We start from the raw sequence: 19,829 nt of genomic DNA, 5'->3' as shown, positions 1-19,829 counted from the left end.
CGCCAGGGCTCCCGGTCCTTCTTTTCATTCTCCTTTTAATAACAGAGGCCGCGCTCTACAGCGCACGTTCCTTTTCGAAGCAGGCGTGATAGAGGCTTTTCACTGCCTGATCCGCGTGGGCAGCATCCACACCGAACATCATGCTCACTTCCGATGAGCCCTGGTTAATCATCTTGATGTTCACGCCAGCAGCAGCCAAAGCACTGGTCGCTTTTGCCGCGACACCGACGGTACTCGCCATGCCTTCACCGACGACCATCACCATGGCAAGATTCCGTTCGACATGCACTTCCTCGACATCGAGTTCTTCCTGAATCCGGGTCAGAATCCGCTTTTCGGTCTCCTCATCCAGGTATTCTTCCCGTACGATCACCGACATGTTGTCGATCCCGGAAGGCGTGTGTTCAAAGGAAATGCCTTCTTCAGCGAGAATGTTTAAAAGGCGCTGGCCGAAGCCGACTTCCCGGTTCATTAAATACTTGGTCAGGTTGATCGTCACAAACCCTTCATCGCTTGCGATACCGATGACAGGCAGCCCCACAATTTCACGGGTAGCCACAATCCTCGTCCCTTCCCCTTCCGGATGATTCGTGTTTTTGATGCAGACGGGTACTTTCTTTTTCACAACCGGCAGCAGGGCCTCGTCGTGAAAAACGGAAAAGCCGGAATACGCAAGCTCCCGCATTTCCCGGTACGTCAGCTCTTTCATTTCATGTGGACTTTTCACCAGAGAAGGATTCACCGAATAAATGGAATCCACGTCGGTGAAGTTTTCGTATAAGGAGGCCTCCACTCCCGCAGCAATGATGGAGCCGGAGATATCCGATCCACCCCGCGGGAATGTAACGATATGATTGTTCTTTGAAACACCGAAAAAGCCGGGAATCACATGAATCCCGCTGCGATCGCGCAGCTTTCCGATGCTGGCATCGGCTTCCGGCAGAATACGGGCATTGCCAGGTTCGTCTGTGACAAGCATCCCTGCTTCTCCAGGCGAGACGTAGTGGGCTTCCTCGCCGAGCTGCTGCAGGTAGGCTGCCATCAGCTTCGCGTTTTCATTCTCCCCACTTGCTTTCAGCGCGTCATACAATCGATGTTCATCCTGCTCGTACGTGTCGATCAAATACTGCAGCCGTTCACGAATTTGTGTGAGAAGACTCTCCTCCAGCTGCAGTCCGTGCACGATATCGGCAAAGCGCAGCACGACGGCTTCCAGTGCTTCCGATGCGTCATCCCCTGCGGCAACAGCATCCGCCAGTGCAATGAGCAGGTCTGTCGTTTTCGTATCATCCTCATGTCTCTTTCCAGGAGCTGATACGACGACAAAGCGGCGGTCCTCGTCCGCCCGGATAATCGATGCCACTTTTTCAAACTGGCCGGCATCCGCCAGAGAACTTCCTCCAAATTTCACTACCTTGGACATGTCAGTGCAGCTCCTTTTTGTTTTTCTCAAAAGTACAAATGCTCTCTCTATAAAAACACAGAATAAGTATACTAAACAGAAGCCTGATATTCAAGGAGCATCTCGTCTATCGCCGGCAGGGACCTCCAGACCGACAAGAACACACCCTCTCCGGATGAGCGAGCCGGTGCGGGCAGGTTGCCTGCCGGATATGTTGAGCCACATGACTTTTTTTGAGCCGCTCCGGTCGGCATTGTCGACGCTTCGCCCGGGTTTTGCGCCACCTGCTTCCTTTCCTTCAACTGGTGCCGCAACGAGACAAAAGCGCCGCACGCCTTCTGACCGGGAGGGCGTATGGCGTCGCTGCAATCGTTCTTCCCACGCAGCCGGCTATGCCGTCACCCTATATGGAAGCTTATATATTCTTATCATCCGAGAAAAAAGCACGCCAGAAGCAATCCGCTTCTGACGTGCTTGGTTGACGAGCTGTGCCGTCTTATTCTTCTTCGATTGTTACTTCATGCAGCTGGTACAGACCGTTCGGATGCTTCCAGAAGTTCTGTACTTCATCACGAACACCTACGAGGTAGTCCTGATGGTAAAGATACATCATCGGCGCTTCTTCTACAAGGATTTCCATCGCCTCTTCATAGAGATCCGCACGAGCATCTTCATCTACTTCTTCGCGGGCATCTTCTAGAAGCTGGTCGAGCTCGTCATTAGACATGAAAGAGCGGTTACCAGGGTCGCCGTGCTGGGAGGAGTGGAACAGTGCATACATGCCGTAGTCCGCATCCCCTGTTACTGTGGACCAGCCGAGGATGAACATGTCATGCTCGCCTTCTGCGGTTGCATCCAGGTAGGAGCCAAACTCAAGCACTTCGATTTCCGCATTGACGCCGATAACAGACAGCTGTGCCTGCACGAGTTCAGCAATGTCCATACGCTCTCGGGAGTCGTTCGTCCAGATCGTCGTATCGAAACCGTCGCCGTAGCCTGCTTCTTCAAGGAGCTCCTGCGCACGCTCCGGGTCGTACTCGAGCTCGTCGACTTCATCAGAGAAGCCGAAAACGTTCTCTCCGATTGGGCCTACTGCTTCGGTTGCGAAGCCTTCCCATACACCCTCAATGAGTTCTTCTTTGTTGACCGCTTTCGTCAGTGCTTGACGTACAAGCTGATCGTCGAGCGTCTCTGCTTCCATATTGAAGCCGAGATAAGAGAGACTCAGGCTTTCCTGTGTATAAAGGTTAATACCTTCTGTATCCTCTACACGATCCGCATCGGATGGGCTGACAGGGAAGATGATATCGGCATCGCCTGTTTCCAGTTCACCAAGACGAGTAAGGTCCTCTGGAGATACGCGGAAGGTAACCTGTTCCATGCCGGCAGGCTCTCCCCAATAGTCGTCGTTTCTCATCAGAACGACTTCAGAACCTGGCGTCCATTCTTCAAATTCAAAGAAACCTGTGCCAATCGGATTCTCATTTAAGTAATCGCCGGGCTGTCCACCATTTTCCATTTCTTCATAGTCTGCTTCAATGGCATCCGGGCTGATGATACCGCCGCCGGAATGGGCCAGGTGGGCAGGCAGTGCTGCAAATGGGAATTCAGTATGGAATTCAATCGTGTAATCGTCTACGACTACAATGTCTTCGACCATTTCATAGAGAAATGCCCGCTGAGAACCGATATCCGGATCCAGCAATCGATCAAAGTTTGTCTGAACAGCTTCGGCATTGAATTCTGCTCCATCGTGGAATGTCACGTCTTCACGCAGTTCAAACTGCCATACGTCCTCTTCTACAGCATCCCAGCTCTCAGCAAGCAGTGGCTGGAGCTCCATATCTTCGTCCTGATAAAGGAGGGATTCGAAAATATTTGTCTGAACGGCACTGGATGGCACGTCATTAGAACCATGCGGGTCCATTTCAGATACATCAGACAGGGTAGCAATGACAAGGTTATCCGGGTCTACTTCTACATCTTCCGGATCGACATCTTCTCCTGCTTCTTCCCCGTCGTTGTTATCAGCATCATTGTCAGCATTGTCGTTGTCATTAACCTCAGCGTTGTTGTTCCCCGCCCCGTTATCCGGAGCATTGTCTGTACCGTTGTTATCCGGCTCACTCGCACATGCAGCGAGTGCCGTAACAGCAGCTGCAGACATGAGCGCCGTCTTCAGCACGTTGCTTTTGAACATGATACATCCCCCTTAAAATCTCATATTTTTACAAAGTTGTTCAAGTACAATTTACAATAATTCGCATAAAAAAACAAGCATGAATTTTCATTAATTTATTATTCTTGTCAATTAATTTGACGTTCCTTTTATCAGTAAATTCAGATAAATAGAAGCTGCATGTTCACCGTATCACAGAATTGTAAGCGTTTTCTATTCTTGTTTTTACATCATTTACCTCTGTACCCAGTTATTCATTTATTATATCGTGAAAATATCATTTATTTTGGCGTTAGCCCTTGTGTTCATTTACCACAGTGATATAATTTTTTTCATATCGTCTGTTTATTTTATGATGTTCTATGTATGACATGCATGCTGAATGGATGATGCAGAGACGTTCCTCTCCGTACACACGATATTTGATAAAAGAAAGTGAGGGAAACCTATTATGGAAGAAACGGTGAATGTCTCCACCCAGGAAAAAAAGCGGGTGAGTCCGCAGCTGGAAAACTTAAAAAATGTCTGGCGGAAACTCCGCTCCAACTACCTGGCGATGGCAGGCGGAATTCTGATTATCTTTTTCATCATCACATCGTTTGCCGGACCGTGGATTGTACAGAATGATCCACTTGCGCCGAACGTGGCAGATAGGCTTCAAGGTCCTTCTGCGGAATACTGGTTCGGAACGGACCATCACGGCCGTGACATTTTCGCCCGGATCATTCACGGAATGTCCATTACACTCTACATAGGGTTCACATCCGTTTTTATCGGGATGATTTTCGGGGTATTTTTCGGCGTCATCTCCGGTTATTACGGAAAGAAAATCGACGCCGTGATCATGAGAGTCATGGACGTCCTGCTTGCGTTCCCTGGTATCCTGCTGGCGCTTGGTATCGTTGCTGTTCTCGGTGGAAGCATCAACAACGTCATCATTGCGATTTCTATTTTTTCCATTCCTGTTTTCGCAAGGATTGTACGTGGTTCTACACTCGGTGTCAGACAGCTTGAATACATTGATGCCGTCCGTGCACTTGGTGCGTCCGATACAAGGATCATCTTCCTGCATATCCTGCCTAATATCATGTCGCCGATCATTGTGCAGGCGACGCTGCGAATCGCCACGGCTGTCCTCACAGCTGCAGGACTCTCCTTCCTTGGACTTGGAGCACAGCCCCCGGATCCTGAGTGGGGAGCGATGCTTGCTGCAGGACGGGATTACATGTGGGAATATCCGCACATCACTCTCTTCCCTGGACTTGCTATTGTTGCTGTCGTTCTTGCCTTCAATCTGTTTGGTGACGGCGTACGCGATGCACTCGATCCGAAGTTAAAAACTTAATGTAAGAGAGGTGAACCAGCCATGTTTGTTTACACAATAAGACGCATTATACAGACCATACCGGTCATGATCGGGGTCTCCCTCGTCGTCTTCCTGATGATGCATCTGATTCCTGGTGATCCGGCACAGATCATTGCCGGAGAAGCCGCACAGGAAGAACAGGTGGAGCAGACTCGTGAACGCCTCGGACTGAATGAACCGCTGCCGGTCCAGTATGCTACCTTTGTCGGAAACGCGGTGCAGGGGGACCTTGGTAACTCGATCCGGAGTGGACGCTCCGTTACATCGCTGATTGGAGACCGTTTCTGGATCACGGTAGAACTTGCCTTCTACAGTACACTGCTTAGTATTTTCATCGGTTTGATTGCAGGTATCATCTCTGCAACCCGCCGTAACTCGTTTTTAGATATGTCCTTAATGATTATTGCCTTGTTCGGACTGTCGATGCCGAACTTCTGGCTTGGTTTAATTTTGATACAGTACCTTGCTTTAAATATCGGTTGGCTGCCTGTTTCCGGCTGGGGGACACCGCAGCAGATTCTCCTCCCGGTTATCACGCTCGGCACTGCAGGGGCAGCGATCATTGCACGGATGACACGATCCAGCATGCTCGAAGTCATCCATCAGGACTATATCCGCACCGCCCGGGCCAAAGGGGTCAAAGAACGATATGTCGTTTATAAACACGCGCTCCGAAATGCGCTGATTCCAGTTGTTACGGTTGTTGGTCTTCAGTTCGGCGTTCTGCTCGGCGGAGCCGTCCTGACAGAAACGGTGTTTGCGATCAACGGCCTCGGCCGCTTGGTTGTGGAAGCCATCAACCAGCGTGATTTCCCGGTTGTTCAGGGATCTGTCCTTGTTCTATCCCTCCTGTTCGTACTGGTAAATTTCCTGGTCGATATTTCCTACCGTATTCTGAACAAGCGTATTGAGCTTGATTGATGATTTTATTCCAACTGCAGAAAGGTGGGAACCACGTTGGAAAATGAAAACATGGAATCCAATGAGTCAATTATCAAAGTCGATAACCTGCAGACTTCTTTCTTTACCCATAAAGGGGAAATTAAAGCAGTAGACGGCGTTCATTTCGACGTGCCTGCAGGAAAGACACTCGGCATCGTCGGTGAATCCGGCTCCGGAAAAAGTATTACGTCCCTCTCCATCATGCGTCTGATTGACGATCCCGGCCGGATTAAAGGCGGCGAGATCATCTTTAAAGGCGAGAACCTGCTGGAGAAAAGTGAAGCAGAGATGCGGTCGATCCGCGGAAACAAAATCTCGATGATTTTCCAGGAACCGATGACGTCGCTGAACCCGGTCTATACGATCGGCGACCAGATTGCCGAAGCGTACCAGATTCATGAAGGAACGTCGAAAAAAGAAGGACTCCGCAAGGCTGTAGATATGCTGAAACTGGTCGGTATTCCTTCTCCGGAAAGACGCGTCAAAGCCTATCCCCACGAATTGTCCGGCGGCATGCGGCAGCGGGCGATGATTGCTATTGCCCTTGCCTGTGACCCGGAGCTGCTCGTGGCAGATGAACCGACGACGGCACTGGACGTGACCATTCAGGCGCAGATTCTCCGTCTGATCAGCCGGCTTCAGGATGAGCTCGGCATGTCGATGATGCTGATCACCCACGACCTCGGTGTCGTAGCCGAAACGTGTGATTACGTTGCCGTGATGTACGCAGGCAAAATCGTGGAATATGCCGATGTCTACACCCTGTTCAGCAACCCGAAGCATCCGTACACAGTGGGGCTGCTGAAATCGCTGCCGCGTCATGACATCGATCAGGATGAACTCGAAGTCATCCAGGGCATGGTGCCCCGGCCGGATAACCTTCCGGAAGGCTGCCGTTTTGCCCCCCGCTGCCCTTTTGCCCGTGATATGTGTCATGAACGTCTGCCGGATCTGGAAGATCTCGAAGGCGGAAATCAAGTCCGATGCTGGATTCATACCGACCAGTGGGACGGCCCGGAGGTGAACGTGAAAGATGACTACGGATCTGCTCAAAGTTCAACATCTTAAACAATATTTCCCGATCAAAGGCGGCATTCTCGGCCGTAAAGTGAATGACGTCAAAGCCGTCGATGATATTTCATTCGAAGTAAAAGCCGGTGAAACTCTCAGTATCGTCGGCGAATCCGGGTGCGGAAAATCTACCACAGGCCGTGCGATTCTGCGCCTGGATGAACCGACGTCCGGAGAGGTCGAATTCGGCGGCAAAGACCTGCTCTCTCTTTCCAAAGCGGAGATGCGTAAAATGCGCAAAGACCTGCAGATCATTTTTCAGGATCCTTACGCGTCCATCAACCCGCGCCAGACCGTACGGCAGATTTTAGGCGAGGCAATGGCCATCCAGAACGTGCTCCCGAAAAAGGAGCGCGAAGCGAGAATTAAAGAACTGATGACTACCGTCGGCCTCGGCGAACACCAAATCGACCGTTTCCCGCATGAATTCTCCGGCGGACAGCGGCAGCGGATCGGGATTGCCCGTGCCCTCGCCGTGGATCCAAAGATGATCATCTGTGATGAGTCGGTTTCTGCCTTGGACGTTTCGATCCAGGCACAGGTGCTGAACCTTCTCCGTAAGCTGCAGAAGGAACTCGATTTGACGTATCTCTTTATCTCCCACGACCTTGGGGTGGTGCGGCACATCTCGGACCGCGTGCTGGTCATGTACCTTGGTAAAATCGTCGAAATCGCAGATAAGAAGTCCCTCTTCGATAACCCGAAGCATCCGTACACGAAGACGCTGCTCTCAGCGATTCCAGTACCGGATCCGTCGATTGAAAAAGATCAGATCATTCTCAAAGGGGACGTTCCATCCCCGATCGATCCACCAACCGGCTGCCGTTTCCACACACGCTGTCCTTTTGCGACAGACAAATGTAAAGACGAAGACCCGGAGCTCCGAACCAACGATGATCTTATGCAGGACGGCCACCGCGCAGCCTGCCACTACATCGAGGAAATCGAGTCCGGTGAAATGCAGCCGAATTACTGATAAAAGGGTCCATGCCTCCGGGTATGGGCTTCTTTTTTTGTACTATCATAAATGTTGAGGCAGCGGTTCATGTCCGTGGCATCTTTTCTTCCGTTTCAGGCGGACGCTTCCCCTCTACAATCCTCGCGCTGCGGGGAGGAGGTTCGGACGGCGCTTGATCCCTCCGGCGTCGCCGCTCTTCACTCCTGAAAAGATGTTATTTTTTCTTTTCAAAGAGCATCCTGGGTACCATTGGAAAAGCCTCTGAGCATGCCTGAGCCTGTTCAACATGTGAAGGAGATCGCTTTTTAACGATTGAAGCAATCACAGTCTCCGATGTTACTCCGTGGGAAAACGAGCTCGATTCATGCGTGCTGCACAGATGACCGGTAGACATATGGTAGATGCAGACCTCTTCCTTAAGATGCAGACATGCTGCCTGAAAACCATGTTGTTAAACTTTTTTACTACATATATCATCAAGTTGTACAGAAAGAAGTCCCTTTGTTCTTGTATACTTTTCATTTTCATTTTATAATGTGTCTACTAATACTTTGTGACTAGTCAATCGGGGAAGGGAGCCGTACAGATGACGATCCATCCATACATTTTTTATATGCTGTTGATGGCAATGCTGGCACTGCTTCTGACCATTCAGATTTTCCGTCACTCCGCCACACATGCACGAACGTACTTGGCGGCTTTATTAACGTCCGGGGGAGCCTTTATGATTCTCACGGCTGCCGAGCTTTCAGCCTCTAGTGAAACACTGATGCTGTGGCTGCGAAACCTGCAGCAGCTTCCTTTATTTATCACCCCTGTGCTGCTGTTCGGTCTTGCCAGGGAGTATGCTGGTTACGGTGCAGCGAGGACGAGACGCTGGCTGCTGTTTCTTACGGCACCTGTGCTGCTGCAGTTTTTGCTGATTCTGTTCGATCAACAGCTCGGACTTCTCCGCGTATCTACGGAAGTCGTCCAGTTCGGCACCTTATCGGAAATCTCTGTCACACAGACGTTTTTAGGAGCGATTACGATTGTATACCCTTCCTCTGTTGCGTTACTGGCTGCCTCTATCCTTTTCATTCAGCTGCTCCGCAGCAACCACTCGGAACGGGTGATGAACACCCTTTTCTTTATTGCATTCATCCTTCCGGTTGCTTATATGCTGAGCGTTCCTGCCCTGCCATGGAATTTTCCCGGTCAAATTGCTGTCGGATTCACCGTTACGTCTGGCATTCTCCTCGTGCTTTATTATAAATATGATCTTCTAGCGGTCTGGCCGGTTGCTGGTGAACGCATTTTCGAAACGATGACGGAAGGTATCCTTATCATCAGCAGCGGAGGTCGGATCAAGGAGTGGAACAGTGCAGCAGAACAGATGCTGATGCAGCTGACCCCGGGGCTCCCCGCCCAGTGGCGCGGACTGCCCTGTACGGACATTCTGCCGGAGGTGTCCAATTTCGATAAACACACTGTTCAGGATATGCAGGAGGAATCATGGACGGATGAGAACCTTCCGCTCCGCGTCCGCGCCCGCCTCTATCCGATGAAAAGCCTGCGCTCCGGAGAAGAGGCTTCGCTCCTCATGTTAACCAACGTGACAAAGGACTATCTGTATCAAGAAGCTCTCTATCGCCGTGCTACCATCGACTATTTGACCGGCACGGCCAACCGCAGTTATTTTATTGAACAACTCGAAGAAGTGATCAGCATGGGTCGATCCTTTACGTTCGTCCTTCTGGACCTGGACTACTTCAAGCAGTTCAACGACCGCTACGGTCATCAGGCCGGCGATGAAGTCCTTCAGTTTTTTGCAAGTCTTCTTATGAGTCATGCGGAGGGTCATGGCTTTTCAGGCCGGATCGGCGGCGAAGAATTTGCGGCGGTCTGCTGGATGGAGGAAGAAGAAGCGGCGCGGAACGTGCAGCAGCTGCAGCTGCAGCTCATGAACAACCCGCTCACCTTCGATGGGGAGCCGGAATCCGTACAGTTCAGTGCAGGCACTGCCGTTTTCGACCCAGCACTCGGCGGCAGTTTTTCAGATTTATACGCCACTGCGGACAACGCTCTGTATATAGCCAAACGAGCCGGAAGAAATCAAATCGTGACTTCCAGAGGCCATAGCGTTCAGGGCCGTGAGAAGGATCGTGACGATTCGCCGGCAAGTTCAGCCGGCCGTACTGTTTAGAGCTAGATGGATATACCGGTAGAAGCAATGTTTCACCCAGTCCTTCTCTTGTTCCTGGAGGAGACACCTTCTTCCTCCTGTCTGCATAGTAAGAAGGCCGCACGTGACGCTTAAAACAACAGCGCAGTGCGCCTGTATTGGTCGAAACCGCGTGCGCTGCCGTCTATCTGACTCGACATTCTATACTGGACCAAAAGCGCGCAGCGCCTTTTGGTCGGAACGACCTGCGGCGTCGCTGCAGGTTCTTTATGCTTCCCGTGCAGCGCAGGAAGCCGTCGTCTTCCTGCTATGACATTTTCCTGCAAAGAGAAAAAAACGGCTGCTCCATCAACCATCAGCGGAGCAGCTCGTTTCGGTCTCTATAGCGGGTGATCAGCTCCGCGTTATGTGCATCCGCACCGTCCACATTGCCGCTTTGAAGAAGAGGCAGCCTGTGTCCTGTTTCCGCAAGCTGGTCGATGGTTTCTGCGATCACGCTGTGCAGGAGTGCTGCCCCGATGATCGTAGACGTCGGACCGAACCCAGTATCGAGCGCCCGGTGGGTCAGCGCCGCATCCCCTGGGGCACTCTCGTTATCCAGCGCGGTATCGGCCGTCTCTTTCAGGAATAGTCCGGATTCGTGCCGGGAATGCATCGTGTCTGCATACTGATGCGAAGAAACGGACAGTACGACCGCTCCCGCTTCCCGGCTCAGGAGCGCCACATCAATCGGCACCGGGTTCCGCCCCGATGTCGAGACAACGATCACCATATCGCCTTCCTTCAGCGGCTGCTCTTTCATAAAAGAAGCTGCCGTATCAGGCTCTCTCTCCAGTCTCGAGGCCTCCGTGGCACTTTCATGCAGCATGAGTGATTCAATCAGAATCGGCCGGATACAGGCAAGGCCGCCCGCGCGGTAAAACAGTTCTTCTGCGAGCAGGTGGGAATGGCCCGTACCGAACACGTGGATCATGCCGTCACGACGGAGCACTTCTTTCATCTGCCTTACCGCCTGTTCCAGCGGCCTGCGCTGCCTTTCTTTGATTCCTTCCAGTTTATGCTGTACCACGTCCAAGTATCGGAATTCCATCATGGTCCTCCTTCATCGTTCCAGATCGGCAATAAATTTATACCGGTCCCCCCGGTAGATCGATTTCACGTATTCAATCGGGGCTCCGCTCTCCAGCCTGGATACCCGCTCCAGCAGAAGGACGGGCGCTCCAGCTTCGATCGTTAACAAAGAAGCTTCTTCTTCCGTGGCGAACGACGGCTCGATCGTCTGCCGGGCACCAGCCATCTTCATGCCGAGCTGCGTTTCCACGGCTTCATACAAAGATCCCTGCAGTTCTTCTTCCGTCAGTCTCAATCCCTCTTTTCTCAAGTAAGAAAGTTCATGAGCCATCGGCGCCCCGTCGCCGAGACGAAGCCTGCTGATGCGGTAGATGTCTGTCCCCGGTTCGATCTCAAGGTGCTTCGAGGCATCCGCCGATGCTTCCACGATGTCGAACTGCAGCAGATTCGACCCCGGCTCGATCCCGCGGCGGCGCATATCCTCGGAAAAGCCGGTCAGCTTCATCAGAGGCTGCTCGATTTTCGGTTCAGCCACAAACGTGCCGCGCCCTTTCACTCTCGTGAGCAGTCCTTCATTCACTAAATTCGTCATCGCCTGCCGTATGGTCATGCGGCTGATTTCATGCTGCTCCGACAAGTCTCTCTCGGAGGGGACAGGCTCTCCCGGCTTCCATACTCCTGTATCAATCATCTGCCGCATATGTTCCTGCAGCTGGTAGTAAATCGGTATCGGCGACGCTTTGTCAATCATGGGAACCCTCCTTCTCTTCTTCCAACAGAGATGCCGCAGCCGCATCGGCAATCACGGTCACGTCGGCATGCCGGCGCAGGGCGGTAATCGGCCAGGCTTCGTCTTCGGTTCCGTACATCAGCTGCGCTACCGCTTCTGCTTTGGCCTTTCCGCTTGCGATGAGCACAATGCGCCCGGCTTTTAAAATAGAGCCGATGCCCATCGTAATGGCATGGGTCGGCACTTCGTCCATCGAGGAGAAGAATCGTGCATTCGCCTCCCGTGTGGACGTTTTCAGCTTCACGATATGCGTGACGGAATCGAACGAGGTACCGGGTTCATTGAAGCCGATGTGCCCATTTTCTCCGACGCCGAGCAGCTGCAGATCGACGCCGTAGTCCTCGAGCAATGACTCATAGCGGCGGCACTCCCCTTCCAGGTCCCCCGCAGTTCCGTCAGGGAGAAAGCTCTGGTTCCGGCTCAGCTGCAGCGGCTCGTAAAAATGATGCTTCATGAACGAGAAAAAACTGTTCGGGTCTTCTTCGTCCAGACCCGTGTATTCATCCAGGTTAAACGTGTAGATCCCATTCAAATCGAGCGGTTCCTCCTTCAGTTTTCGGATGAGCGCCTCGTACATACCGACCGGCGTACCTCCTGTCGCGAGACCAAGGCAGATGTCCGGCCGGCTCTGGATCGCTTCGTAAAAAAGAGACGCCCCTTCCCGGCTCATGGCCTCATAGTCAGGCACTCGTATCAGGTTGATCGTCATACGCTTCTCCCTCCCCGGCAGATAACGGCTTTTACGGAGCCGTCCGGTTTCATCACCGCTATATCCGCTCTATACCCTTTTTTCACCGCGCCGAGCTGGTCCATCAGCCCGAGGGAAGCCACCTGATTTGCTGATGTCATTTTCACGATATCATGCCATGAAATACCAGGAAACGTCAGCGCATGACGGACGGCTTCATCCATCGTCAGAACGCTTCCAGCGAGCGTTCCGTCTTCAAGCCGCGCTTCTTTCCCGTGAATGTAGACCGGCTGCCCTCCGAGATCAAACGTGCCGTCACCGAGTCCTTTGCCGCGCATCGCATCGGTGATCAGCATCAATCTGTCCGCACCGAGCACCTTCCATGAGAGAGCCGCAGCTTCGGGGCCGACGTGGATGTGGTCGAGGATCAGTTCGGCTTTTAATGTACTGCTCAAATAGACGGACCCAACGACTCCGGGCTCACGGTGGTGCAGGCCGCGCATGCCGTTGAATAAGTGCGTGGCATGCTTGAGCCCCCGTTTCTCCCCCTCCTGAATCACGTCGTATCCGGCATCGGAGTGACCGATGGAAGCTGTTACTCCTGTAGCGGCCAGGTAATCAAGCAGCTCCAGGCCGCCGGGCTGTTCCGGCGCAAATGTTACGACACGGATCTGTCCATCGGCTGCTTCCTGCCACTTTTGAAATAACCCCACGTCCGGCTCATGAATCGCCTCCAGCGGCTGTGCACCTGCCTGCACCGGATTGATAAAGGGGCCTTCCAGATGAATGCCGAGAAGAGATGCCCCCTCCCCGGTTTCAAATGCGCCGAGCGTGCGCAGTGCCTGCACGGTCGCTTCTTCTTCCGATGTGATAGTAGTGCCGAGGAACGAGGTGACCCCTTCCTGCAGCAGCTTCCGGCTCATTGCTTCCAGCGATGCTGCTTCTCCATCCATCACGTCATGGCCGTAGGCTCCGTGGATATGAATATCGATAAAACCCGGCAGGATCACGTCGTCGTCCTCCAGCTGCAGGACGTCTGCCTGCTCCGGCGGGCCGGCTGCTTCCTGCACGGAAACTATCCGGTCTCCTTTGATGTGAATAAGCGGCTGCACCTCCTTTTCCCCATCGGCATGATAAACCGTTCCACCGCGGATATACCACTCTCTTTCCATGACCCGTCACCCTCTCCATTGGTTATTCATATCTTCAGTATACAAAAGAAAAGTGGTATAGACAACCATATGACCTTGTGTTATATTCGTTTGTAAGAAAGGGCTTTCCTAATTATTTTGATCGAAAGGGGTTTATCTACATGTTAGCTTTTATCCAGCGGATCGGTAAGGCGCTCATGCTGCCGGTAGCCGTTCTCCCGGCTGCGGCCATCCTTCTCCGGCTCGGTCAGGACGATCTTTTAGACATTCCGTTCATGGCAGCTGCAGGTGATGCTATTTTTGCCAACTTGCCTCTCATTTTCGCCATCGGGGTCGCCGTCGGTTTATCGAGGGACGGCAACGGGGCCTCCGCCTTAGCCGGGGCTGTCGGTTATCTCGTCTTAACGAACGGCACCGAAGCCATCAACAGTGATATTGACATGGATGTGCTCGGGGGAATCATTTCCGGTCTTACAGCGGGCCTGCTGTATAACCGGTATTACAACATCAAGCTCCCTCAGTGGCTCGCTTTCTTTGGAGGAAGGCGGTTCGTTCCGATCGTCACTGGTGCTACGATGGTCGTTTTCGCCCTCTTGTTCGGCGTCATCTGGCCGCCGATCCAGGAAGCAATTCACAGCTTCGGCGAGTGGATGCTCGGAGCAGGTGCTGCCGGCGCCGGCGTGTATGGTGTAATGAACCGGCTTCTCATTCCCGTCGGCCTGCACCACATCATCAACTCCCTCATCTGGTTTGTCTTTGGTGAATACGAAGGTGCTTCCGGTGAAATAGCTAGATTCTTTGCGGGCGATCCAAACGCAGGTTACTTCCTTGCCGGCTTTTTCCCGATCATGATGTTCGGTCTGCCGGCAGCAGCAATCGCGATGATTTTTGCTGCGAAAAAAGAATACCGCAAAGCCATTTCCGGCGGTATGATCAGTATTGCTATCACCAGCTTTATCACAGGGGTGACGGAGCCGATTGAGTTTTCGTTCATGTTCCTTTCGCCACTGCTCTATGTCGTCCATGCGCTCTTAACAGGACTGTCGATGATGATTGCCGTCTGGCTCGATATCCGGCACGGCTTCGGCTTCTCTGCCGGTATGTTCGACTACCTGCTGAACTTCGGGATCGCGCAGAACCCTGCGCTGCTCCTCCTGCAGGGACTTGCCTTCGGCGCACTCTACTTCGTCATCTTTTACTTCTTGATTATTAAACTGGATCTCAAAACACCAGGACGTGAAGATGATGGCATCGTGATTGACAGCGAAGGTCAAACGGCTGCCGAGCCTTCTTCCGAAGAAGCGTCAGAGAAAGCGTCTGAAGATAAGTACAGCATCATGGCAGATGCCTTCATGACGGCGCTTGGCGGAGCAGACAACATCACCTCCATCGACAACTGCGCCACCCGTCTCCGCCTGCAGGTAAAGAACAGCGAAGAGGTTGATGAGAAAGCGCTGAAGAAGCATGGCGCTCAGGGCGTGATGAAGATGGGCAGAGAAAACGTACAGGTCGTTGTCGGTACCGATGTGGAGTTCGTAGCAGATGCCATGAAGGAGAAGAAGCAATGAAGCGATTATTAAGCAGTACTTCCTCCGAATTACTCGCGATGACAGGCCAGGAATTGAAGCAGGCCGTTCGTGCGTCTGAAGGGCGCACGATCCTCGCGGAGGTCCTTGCTTCGACACCTCCCGTCTATCCGGAAATGACAAACGGGGAGCTCGCGGCTGCCTTCGGGGCCGACCTCCTGCTCCTGAACGGCTACGACGTGCTGCAGCCGGATATTCACGGACTGCACGCCGGCGACCATCCGCCCATGCAGCGGTTTCGGGAATGGACGGGACGACCTACCGGCATCAATCTGGAGCCGGTGGACCCGGACGCTGCAGCTGCCGAAACGCTCCAGACGCTTCCGGAGGGGCGCACCGTTTCAGAACGAACGCTGCGGGAGGCCGCTTCGCAGGGAATCGACTTTCTCTGCCTGACCGGCAACCCGCAGACAGGAGTGACGAACCGGCAGATCACCGATGCCGTAAAAAAGGCGCGGCGGCTGCTCGGCGAGGAGGCCCTTCTCATCGCTGGTAAAATGCACGGCGCTGGTGTGCAGGGAGACGTGGTATCCCCGGAACAAATCGCAGCAACTGCCGCAGCCGGGGCCGACGTGATTCTCCTGCCTGCGCCCGGGACGGTTCCGGGGGTCACCGTCGAAAAAGCCGCTGCCTGGGCGGCAGCAGCTGCGGAACAGGAGGCACTCGTCATGATGACCATCGGCACGAGCCAGGAAGGCGCCGATCCCGCAGCCATCAGGCAGATCGGCCTCTGGAACAAAATGGCCGGTGCTGACATCCACCACATCGGCGATGCCGGGCTGATGGGCATCGCGGAGCCGGAGAACATCCTGCATTATTCCACGACCATCCGCGGCAGACGCCATACGATGCTGCGGATGGGACGCTCCATCCGGCGCTGATTCTCCTCGTGGAACCGGGAAGCAGGCCGCTCGCTTTTCTGAAGCCTCGTTTAGTATAAGAACGAGAACGCGGAGCTCTTTGTGGTCGGAACAGCGGGTGTCTTCCGATCACATCGTATACTCCCTCTTTCTTACGAACGAAAAACAGACCGGCAGCAGGATCATACGTATCCTGCTGCCGGTCTGTTTTTTTAACGTGACGATGAACAACCCGCTCCAAATGAAGAATGGAAACCCCGCCGAACCGGCCATGTTCTGAAGGCGAACGTGCCAAGGACTTCGGCGCGGCAGGAGTAGCACTTTCTCTCTGTTGGTATTTGTTGCTGCTTACGGAAGGTCAGCCCGTGCTATCCCCAGATTTTGATGCGGTTCTTTCCTGCCTTCAGCTGGGCCAGCGGTCCTGCGACGGCTTCCCCTTCTTTCTTCTTTCCGACTAGGTCTTCGTCCAGGAACAAGGCACTGCCATCCGGCTGCTCAAATTCGACGTCCACCATGCGGACACGCGGCAGCGTATGAGTGGATTGGACATGGACTGACAGATTGGCCGCTTCTTCCGGAAGATCCATGTCCATGAAAACTGCTTCTCCCTCTTCGACAATGCGGAAAGACGGATCCTGCTCCACCTGCACGTGCTTTTCTTCCCGCTCAAACGGGACAGCTCCGTGCAGGTAGGCATTGCTGTGGATGCAGACCGGCTCATCGACCATGGTAAACGCTTCATGGTCGCTGCCCGTCCTCTCCCGAATCTCCTGCACGGCGTCGATATATTCTTCCAGCGAAGCTGTATAGCCGTTGTAGTGGGCTGTTCCGACGTCTTCCATCCTGCCGTCTCCGATGAAAAGATTGTTGATCCAGCGGTCATCGCCGCCGTAAACGACCGCGACGCCTTTCACATCGGTGCTGTGCGGCTCGTGATACGGTGTCGCGCGGTCGAGCAGCTTCCGGTGTTTCATCGCCCCGCGGATCAGGTTATTCACGTAGGCACCGCCCTGAGCCCGGTTGTCGATCGCGTAATCCGCCGTGAAGATATTATGATCCACGAGACACGGCCCGCTGCTGACTTCGACGAAAAGATCACGGTTATTCCGGTAACTGATGTTGCGGCTGACCCGCGTACCCTGCAGCTGCCAGTCCAGCCAGATCCCAAGCGAACAGTCATGAATCCGGTTATGAAGGACCTGGGTATCAATCGGCGCATGCAGCTTAATGCCGGCAATTTCGTGTCCATAAAACTCCCGCTTTACAGCAATATTGTAAATGTGGTTATCGGCTATCTCGCTGAAAATGCAGCCAAGATGCCCGACGATGCCATTCTGTCCACAGTCATAAATCGTGTTGCCGCGGACGACGTGAGACCCAACATGCTCCCTGCTCCATCCGATTTTCTCTGCGGCAAAGACCGTCTCCAGCTGATAGTGATAGCCGGGCTTATCTTTCCGCTTCGTCGCATGGTTATCTCCCGTAGAGATTTCTTTCCCGAGGCTGATGCCGCTGCATTTGGAGTCATGAATCACATTGTCTTCAATGATCCACCCTTTACTCCAATGCGGTCCGATCAGCCCTGGCTGGTCGGCAGTCGGCGGCGTCCATGGGGTTGCAGCCTGCGCCATCTCAAAACCCCGGACCGTGATGTAATCGATGCCCGTTGTCTCCGGAAAAAAACAGCACTTCCGCACATGGATTTCCGTGACTTCGGCATTCGGATCAGCTTCATGAAAATTTGCATAGATCGTTGTATGCTGTTCCTCCACTTCTGCATACCAGGTATACTGCTGCTGCTCGGGATCATGCGCTGGAACGGTGGTCTCCGTCCAGCGGTCCAGCACTTCCGTTTCGACAACAGGCGCTGCGACCTGCTGATACGTTTCAGCTTCATAAAAAGACCGGCCGTTCATGTACACTTCGCCGAGGTGGCGTCCTGGATTGTACAGCAGCCAGTCTCCAAACAGCGCTTCGTCAAACGGATTCTCTTCTGGAAACAGGGCGTTTGGCACGACCACTTTCCATACGGTCCCCTCGACGTTCTCCCAGCCGCTGACTTCTTCCGACCCTTTGATGACGACCTTTTCCCCTTCTGCCGCCTGGTAAGTAATCCTTCTCCAGTGACTCCGCCCGGGATACTTCGGCTTCACCCATTCCCGGTACACCCCTTCATGAACCGTGACGGTGTCTCCTGCTTCTGCGGCGGCTGCGGCCCGGTTGATCGTCAAAAACGGATCCTGTTTCGTCCCCAGTCCAGCGTCGGAGCCATGTTTGGCTACGTGATATTCCATTCCCATTGCCCATTCCTCCTTCTGTCCATTCCTTCTCGTGTCACGATGTGCTTCTTCCTTATTTTAGAATAGAGAGCGCAGGCAGGACGACTGAAATTCTAGTACAATAGGAGACAATATTCGTGTTTTTTCAAAGGAGGGCTGCGTCATGATTTTTTTCGAACATCACGGAATGGAGGAGAGCGAGTATTTTCAAGTATTTCCGCTCCGCTACACCCATTTTCCGCTGCACCTGCACCGGGCGTACGAGATCATCTTCGTCCGGGAAGGAACGGCGGACGTCCTCGTGGATCAGAAAGAATACGAGGTATCGCCGGGAGAAGCAGTGTTTGTCTTTCCCCATCAGCTGCACGCGATCACCACGTCTCCGGAGGCTGCTGTGACCATCGTGTTGTTTTCTCCAGAATTGATCGGACATTTTTACATGAATTACAAAGGCGTTGTCCCGGAACAGAACAAAGTGTCCTTCCGGCGGCTGCCTGGACCTGACGAGCAGGACGCTGTCTATGCGCAGAAAGCGTTTCTGTATGACTTGTGCAGCACGCTGGTCCAGGAGACCGGCTTCACCGAGGTGAAATATTCTCCGAAAACGAGAACCATCCACCGCATGCTGCTGTTTGTCGATGCCCACTTCCATGAAACGTGCACGCTGCAGGCGGCTGCGGAGGAGCTGCAGTATGACTATGCCTACCTCTCCAAACTGTTTCTGCAGATGACAAACATGACGTTCACGCAGTACTTGAATCATTACCGCATCTCGCAGGCCTGCTACCAGCTGAAAAACACGGAGCAGCCGGTGGGGGATATTGCCGCTGCCTGCGGCTATCAGAACCTCCGCTCGTTTCACCGCAATTTCCACCGCATGATGCATGTCCCTCCCGGGAAGTACCGGGATCTGCCTTGATCGAGATCGAGGGAAGACCGGGGGACCCTTCCCACCAAGAGGGGAACGCCAGCCGGCGGAAACCAACTCATCGAGCTTTTTTCCGTGCTTGGTTCAAAAGCGGGTCGCTTCGGCCAACGTTTGAGTCGCCTCGGCCAGCCGAGCGGGCGGCCTGACGCCGCATGCGGGTCGCCTCCCGACATTTTTGAGCCACGTCGCTGGTTTTGAGCCACCTTGCGACGGCTTTGGGACGCTTTGCGCCTCAATGCCGACGCTTCGCCCGGGTTTTGAACCACACGGAACACCAGCCCTTCATCCACCTCACTACTTCCAGCCCCCGGCTGCCACGCCAGCCGGCGGAAACCAACTCATCGAGCTTTTTTCCGTGCTTGGTTCAAAAGCGGGTCGCTTCGGCCAACGTTTG

General features: G+C 53.5%; 15 protein-coding genes. 8 read left to right on the top strand and 7 right to left on the bottom strand.

The window, feature by feature from the left end; all coding sequences use genetic code 11:
- Positions 1 to 55: 55 nt before the first annotated feature.
- Both G477_RS0115455 and G477_RS0115450 read right to left on the bottom strand, forming a co-directional pair.
- The gene (locus tag G477_RS0115455; protein WP_026698698.1) at positions 56 to 1,423 is read right to left on the bottom strand and encodes an aspartate kinase; all 1,368 of its coding nucleotides are present in this window, start codon (positions 1,421 to 1,423) and stop codon (positions 56 to 58) included.
- Between the two features lie 475 nt (positions 1,424 to 1,898).
- Entirely contained in the window at positions 1,899 to 3,602 is a 1,704-nt protein-coding gene (locus tag G477_RS0115450) for a glutathione ABC transporter substrate-binding protein (RefSeq protein WP_026698697.1), read from the bottom strand.
- A 430-nt stretch (positions 3,603 to 4,032) separates the two neighbouring features.
- Between G477_RS0115450 and G477_RS0115445 the strand changes: the two genes are divergently transcribed.
- From G477_RS0115445 to G477_RS0115425, 5 genes are all read left to right on the top strand, one after another.
- Complete coding sequence (locus G477_RS0115445) at positions 4,033 to 4,926, top strand: ABC transporter permease (protein WP_026698696.1); 894 nt, start codon at positions 4,033 to 4,035, stop codon at positions 4,924 to 4,926.
- Positions 4,927 to 4,947: 21 nt separating this feature from the next.
- Positions 4,948 to 5,868, top strand: coding sequence for an ABC transporter permease (locus G477_RS0115440; protein ID WP_026698695.1), 921 nt, complete (start codon positions 4,948 to 4,950; stop codon positions 5,866 to 5,868).
- Positions 5,869 to 5,919: 51 nt separating this feature from the next.
- Positions 5,920 to 6,957, top strand: coding sequence for an ABC transporter ATP-binding protein (locus G477_RS0115435; RefSeq protein ID WP_026698694.1), 1,038 nt, complete (start codon positions 5,920 to 5,922; stop codon positions 6,955 to 6,957).
- A complete protein-coding gene (locus G477_RS0115430; protein ID WP_026698693.1) occupies positions 6,923 to 7,936 on the top strand; it encodes an ABC transporter ATP-binding protein in 1,014 nt (337 codons plus the stop codon). The genes G477_RS0115435 and G477_RS0115430 overlap by 35 nt, the downstream gene beginning before the upstream one ends.
- A 568-nt stretch (positions 7,937 to 8,504) precedes the next feature.
- Complete coding sequence (locus tag G477_RS0115425) at positions 8,505 to 10,103, top strand: GGDEF domain-containing protein (RefSeq protein ID WP_026698692.1); 1,599 nt, start codon at positions 8,505 to 8,507, stop codon at positions 10,101 to 10,103.
- Positions 10,104 to 10,437: 334 nt separating this feature from the next.
- On the opposite strand, the gene G477_RS0115420 is transcribed toward G477_RS0115425, so the two are convergent.
- The 4 genes from G477_RS0115420 to nagA are packed head-to-tail and all read right to left on the bottom strand — an operon-like array spanning position 10,438 to position 13,803.
- Positions 10,438 to 11,172 carry an SIS domain-containing protein gene (locus G477_RS0115420; RefSeq protein ID WP_026698691.1) on the bottom strand — a complete coding sequence of 245 codons (735 nt, stop codon included), beginning with the start codon at positions 11,170 to 11,172 and terminating at the stop codon, positions 10,438 to 10,440.
- Positions 11,173 to 11,184: 12 nt separating this feature from the next.
- A complete protein-coding gene (locus G477_RS0115415) occupies positions 11,185 to 11,904 on the bottom strand; it encodes a GntR family transcriptional regulator (protein ID WP_026698690.1) in 720 nt (239 codons plus the stop codon).
- Positions 11,897 to 12,646, bottom strand: a complete 750-nt coding sequence (gene nagB, locus G477_RS0115410; RefSeq protein ID WP_026698689.1) for a glucosamine-6-phosphate deaminase — start codon at positions 12,644 to 12,646, stop codon at positions 11,897 to 11,899. Before nagB ends, G477_RS0115415 begins: the two co-directional genes overlap by 8 nt.
- Before the next feature lie 2 nt (positions 12,647 to 12,648).
- Positions 12,649 to 13,803 (bottom strand): N-acetylglucosamine-6-phosphate deacetylase, encoded by a 1,155-nt coding sequence (gene nagA / locus G477_RS0115405; RefSeq protein WP_026698688.1) that lies wholly within the window; start codon positions 13,801 to 13,803, stop codon positions 12,649 to 12,651.
- A 140-nt stretch (positions 13,804 to 13,943) separates the two neighbouring features.
- Here nagA and nagE point away from each other — a divergent pair, with 140 nt between their 5' ends.
- Both nagE and G477_RS0115395 read left to right on the top strand, forming a co-directional pair.
- Positions 13,944 to 15,350 carry an N-acetylglucosamine-specific PTS transporter subunit IIBC gene (gene nagE, locus G477_RS0115400; RefSeq protein WP_026698687.1) on the top strand — a complete coding sequence of 469 codons (1,407 nt, stop codon included), beginning with the start codon at positions 13,944 to 13,946 and terminating at the stop codon, positions 15,348 to 15,350.
- Entirely contained in the window at positions 15,347 to 16,249 is a 903-nt protein-coding gene (locus G477_RS0115395; RefSeq protein ID WP_026698686.1) for a DUF7916 family protein, read from the top strand. Before nagE ends, G477_RS0115395 begins: the two co-directional genes overlap by 4 nt.
- 347 nt (positions 16,250 to 16,596) lie before the next feature.
- Here G477_RS0115395 and G477_RS0115385 read toward each other — a convergent pair whose 3' ends face one another.
- Entirely contained in the window at positions 16,597 to 18,528 is a 1,932-nt protein-coding gene (locus G477_RS0115385; protein WP_026698684.1) for a right-handed parallel beta-helix repeat-containing protein, read from the bottom strand.
- A gap of 142 nt (positions 18,529 to 18,670) precedes the next feature.
- Between G477_RS0115385 and G477_RS0115380 the strand changes: the two genes are divergently transcribed.
- Positions 18,671 to 19,426 (top strand): helix-turn-helix transcriptional regulator, encoded by a 756-nt coding sequence (locus tag G477_RS0115380; protein ID WP_026698683.1) that lies wholly within the window; start codon positions 18,671 to 18,673, stop codon positions 19,424 to 19,426.
- Positions 19,427 to 19,829: the final 403 nt, after the last annotated feature.

Source organism: Alkalicoccus chagannorensis DSM 18086, assembly GCF_000429725.1.
Taxonomy (GTDB): domain Bacteria; phylum Bacillota; class Bacilli; order Bacillales; family Salisediminibacteriaceae; genus Alkalicoccus; species Alkalicoccus chagannorensis.
Note: the sequence above shows the minus strand (reverse complement) of the source record. Positions and strands in the feature narration are given on the sequence as shown.